This window comes from Acetivibrio sp. (assembly GCF_035371925.1).
Lineage (GTDB): Bacteria > Bacillota > Clostridia > Acetivibrionales > Acetivibrionaceae > Hungateiclostridium.
In genome coordinates, this window is record NZ_DAORXT010000147.1 from 1 (window position 1) to 4,127 (window position 4,127).

At 36.3% G+C, this 4,127-nt stretch carries 2 protein-coding genes; both read right to left on the bottom strand.

Going from position 1 to position 4,127, the window contains the following annotated elements:
- Positions 1 to 758 (bottom strand): glycosyltransferase family 2 protein (locus tag PLH43_RS13155; RefSeq protein ID WP_324363866.1); only part of this gene is annotated, 758 nt, incomplete at its 3' end.
- Between the two features lie 306 nt (positions 759 to 1,064).
- Positions 1,065 to 3,938: a rhamnan synthesis F family protein gene (locus PLH43_RS13160; RefSeq protein ID WP_324363868.1), complete on the bottom strand. Its 2,874-nt coding sequence runs from the start codon at positions 3,936 to 3,938 to the stop codon at positions 1,065 to 1,067.
- Between the last annotated feature and the right edge of the window lie 189 nt (positions 3,939 to 4,127).

Genomic DNA, 4,127 nt, shown 5'->3' on the forward strand with positions numbered 1-4,127 from the left:
AGTTTCACTGTCAAATCGGAAGATACAGAAGTTTCACCTGCTCGCCGCAGCCTCTGTTTTACTTCATTATAAAAGTCCGCTTCTCTTAAGTACACACTCCTATCACAAAGCTTAAATGTTGTGTTCAACTGCCGTCGAATTCCAGGGTTCGCAGCCCCGATCTGATTTCGGGCATGCTGACGGTACTTGATGAGCGGCTCAGGAAGTGCAACCACTTTTGCTATTGCAGAGATAATAATCGCTATCCAGGCGTCATGCACATGTTTCTCTGGAATAGGCAACACCATATCCTTGAACTCGCTTCTGAAGGCCATTGTACAGCCAGTAACAACGTTCCGTCTTAACAGAACATCGAAGGCTTTTCCATCGGCAAGCCTTCTCTGTTCTCGTCCGCCAAATCCTACCGATTGCCATAGGCTGTAACCCAGTGGATTTAACTGCTCGTCCACCACCTGGGCATCTGTGAAAACAGCTCCGATTTGAGAGGAACCTGAAAATACGGCTTCCAGGCGCCTTAATTTTTCGGGATACCAGACATCGTCCTGGTCGGACAGCACAATAATATCGCCCCGGCACAAACCGATTGCCTTTTCAAAATTCTTTGTTGAGCCGAGGTTTTTTTTATTGATGGTTAGGTGAACCGGAAACAATACTGTAGAGGCAAACGCTTCGATGATTTCCACTGTATGGTCGCTGGAAGCATCGTCGCAAACAACCAACTCGTCGGGCAGGCGAGTCTGGAATTCTATGCTGTCCAACTGCTCCCGTAAATATTTTTCACCATTGCAAGTACATAGAGCAATAGATATGCGTTGCGGCTTCATCATTGCACCTGTAAAGTTATTCTATTCGCAGATAAATATTGACAAATGATGCCTTTTCAAATTAAGCACTCCAGGATGCAACAATTCTAGAAGTAAAATTTAATTATACGGCTAAGTATCGATACTAGCGGTCTGTACGTCTATTAAGCACAGATAGCATTTTATTCTAATTGCAAAACAGTCAACAGTAAAACAAAATCGGTCTTGTAACCTAGGGGGTCTACTCTGTCCATTATATTTTCATAAAGTTGGCCATTGCGCAGGTAAATAGCCAATAGCTTCAGACCTTCTCCGATCCCCAATTCGATTTAATCTTTCAGAGAATGGGATTAATGTTCTATTACTAACATATCTATCATCGACTTTGAAAACCCTCATAACGTTGTCATCAACCATACTTCTAGGATCTAAGCAGAATTGGTTAAAAAAATACATAGCCACATCTTTTGAAGGAATAACCTCGCTTTTTATTAGCTCCGTGTTTAGTATCAATTTAGTTGCATCTTCAATGTATTGTTCAACACCGTTCCATATTTCATCAATGATTTTCATTTCTTCTGATGTCAGGACATGATCATTTCGCACTGGTTGGAGTTTACCATCATCTATATTAATGAATTTTACTAATTGGCCTGTAGGTGCTGTCATAATAGCTTCTAGTATTTGAGTTTTTATAGTTGTCTCCTTGCTAATAGCCTCGCGGTTCATTTCACCAAAACATCCTTTTGCTATAATATTATTTTTATTAATATTGTCCGGAAAACAATACATATAATAACCCAAAATTTCCGAATCAATAATTTTTTGCAGGTACTTTTGCATTGTTCCGCTATAACCAATATCAACAACAGCAAACTTTTGGCAACCCTTTTGCAAATTTACTGAATTCAAATACTTTAAATACGCATTACGTTCAACACTTGCTTTCTCAATTATCTCGTTAATATAAGGAATCATCATATTCTTTACTTTTTCTTTTTGTTGAGGGAGACTCACCTCTTCCAAATAATTTCTATCATTTTTGTTAATTTCAATACCATACCTTGAAAACATTAAATTTGAAAAAGTAGAATTATAAGGGATGTCAAGTGATTCGTATACATCTTGAGAATTTTCTAAAGATGCCATAACCACTGCTCTACGCGAACATTCAAGATAAATAACTTCAATAGCACCATGCTCATGACTTAGAATTAAGAACTTTTTATACATTTTTTCTAAATAAAATCCTTCGCGGCTCAAAAAGGCAATTTTATTGATGTTATTTTCCTTAATATGTTTGTGAAGCCAAAGCATAAAGGTAAATACTAATGGTCCAATCACAGCATATCCGAAATCATTTGGTTTTTTAAAAAACAAATCCCCATGGTCATGCAACGCAAACGGATCTGAAAATATTTTATACATTGATAATCCAAGAATTATCGAATCGATAGCGGAAATGCGGGGTGGAAGAGGTTCCTGCAAATTGTTGCATAATTCTAGCATTCTCTTAGGAGACATGACATGGAATGTAGGTATTTTCCTATCTACACATAGTTGTATATCTGAGTGTTCATTATCTCCAATATGACATTCTATCTCATTTTTGAAGTTGTCCCAATAATCACCTCTATCCTTCCTCAACCCTGTTTCAGAAGAAACCTTGATTTCGAAATTTTCTGCACTCAATAATGGCCCCATTATTTGTTTCAAATGTGATGTTGTCAAATACATATCAGAAGAAAAAATTATTCTCTTGCCTTGCTCGATAAGGTTATAAATAAGTTGCAAAATAACCTGTCTAGGTCTAACAAGAATTTTCTCCAATGATATTTCCAGATCCATTAAATATTTTACTTCTAATGTATTCAAGCCACTAACGACTGCTATCCTTGAATATATCTGATCTATGTTTACATCGTTATTTCGCTTTATTTTAGCGCGCAATATAGTTTCAGTAGTCTTTCGTAATTTGACGAAATCACCAATTTTAGCTTTAATATGTGAATCTATAACCTCCTGCATTATTTTGAATATATCATCCGGTTCCACTAAAATTCGAGTAACAACAGTGTCATAGATATCAAATGATATCGTTTTATATGGATAGGTAAATTCCACCAAGTCTTTAATTGTTTTTTTCCAATACTGACTTAGGTTTTTTGAAAATGAACCAATATTAAATACTTCTCTTTCAACGTCTACTTCTGCAATCTCAAATCCGTTAAATTTTGTAATTTGCCCAAAACACCTTTCAATAGCATGACATATAGTACCATCGTTTGGTATAGGTTCCTGTGGAAAATCTTCTAGTTGAAAACATACATCAAACAATTGTTTTATTGCCGATTTCTTACACCAAAACATCGATCCAACGGAAAAATCAGCATATGAATGCAGATCTAAACTCATCATTAACTTCTCACTCAACAATGCTCCGCTTTGTGTATTAGAAAGCCAAGAATGTGCCCAGTATGGAATTATATCGCTACTTTTAGGTGCAATATAACCGACATTGCTATTTTCCAACAACCACAGAATATTATCAATTACATAAGGACTCCCCAATAAACTGTCGTAGACGTGTCTTCTCCAAGCAAATTGTTCCTTACCGGAATACAAACTTTTCTTCGAATGAATATGGAGTATATATTCATTTCTATCAATCTTACCTCTCAGCGCAACCAAAAATGGACCAAAATTTCTTCCTCTGTTTTCAACAGGCAAAACTTCTATACGTTCCGCGTATATTAGTTTACTCTTTGTTTTTTTATAAATGTCAGCAACTGTACTTCTTCTCTCGCTCGGTATTGTTATAAACAAATTGTATCTATGTTTAATATTAGTTAGATAATAAATTATTTCATCCAATAAATCCAAATAATATAAATGTACATGTATGCCTATCTTCTTGTTTACTGTAAGATTCAGTTTCCTAAATGGAATACAGTTTTTTTCTATTCTATTTTTCTGTTTATTGTCACAAGAACTAATGAACCCTGCATGGTTGGCGTACAAAATCTTTACATACCATAAAATACCGCCCGATCTTCTCATGCGCATAACTTTATATACGGTTGGAATGAAACCTCCATTACTTCTAATTATCCTTGCCATCAATAACGGTATCATAACCGATATTCTTCCAGGACGCGGAGACTGCCTTAAACGATTAAAAACGTCATCGGGAGAGTCGAGAACTTTTGAGAAGAATTCCTTACCCCTTACTAGGGCCTTTATCCAGTCTCTGAGACCTTTATAAAAGAAAAAAGTCGCCGGTAGTGTCAGCATGGCTGCGATCAGTTGACTCCCAATTCCCCA

Excerpts from the sequence above, each read along its gene's own strand:
- PLH43_RS13160 (WP_324363868.1), bottom strand. The coding sequence starts at position 3,938 with ATGATACCGTTATTGATGGCAAGGATAATTAGAAGTAATGGAGGTTTC.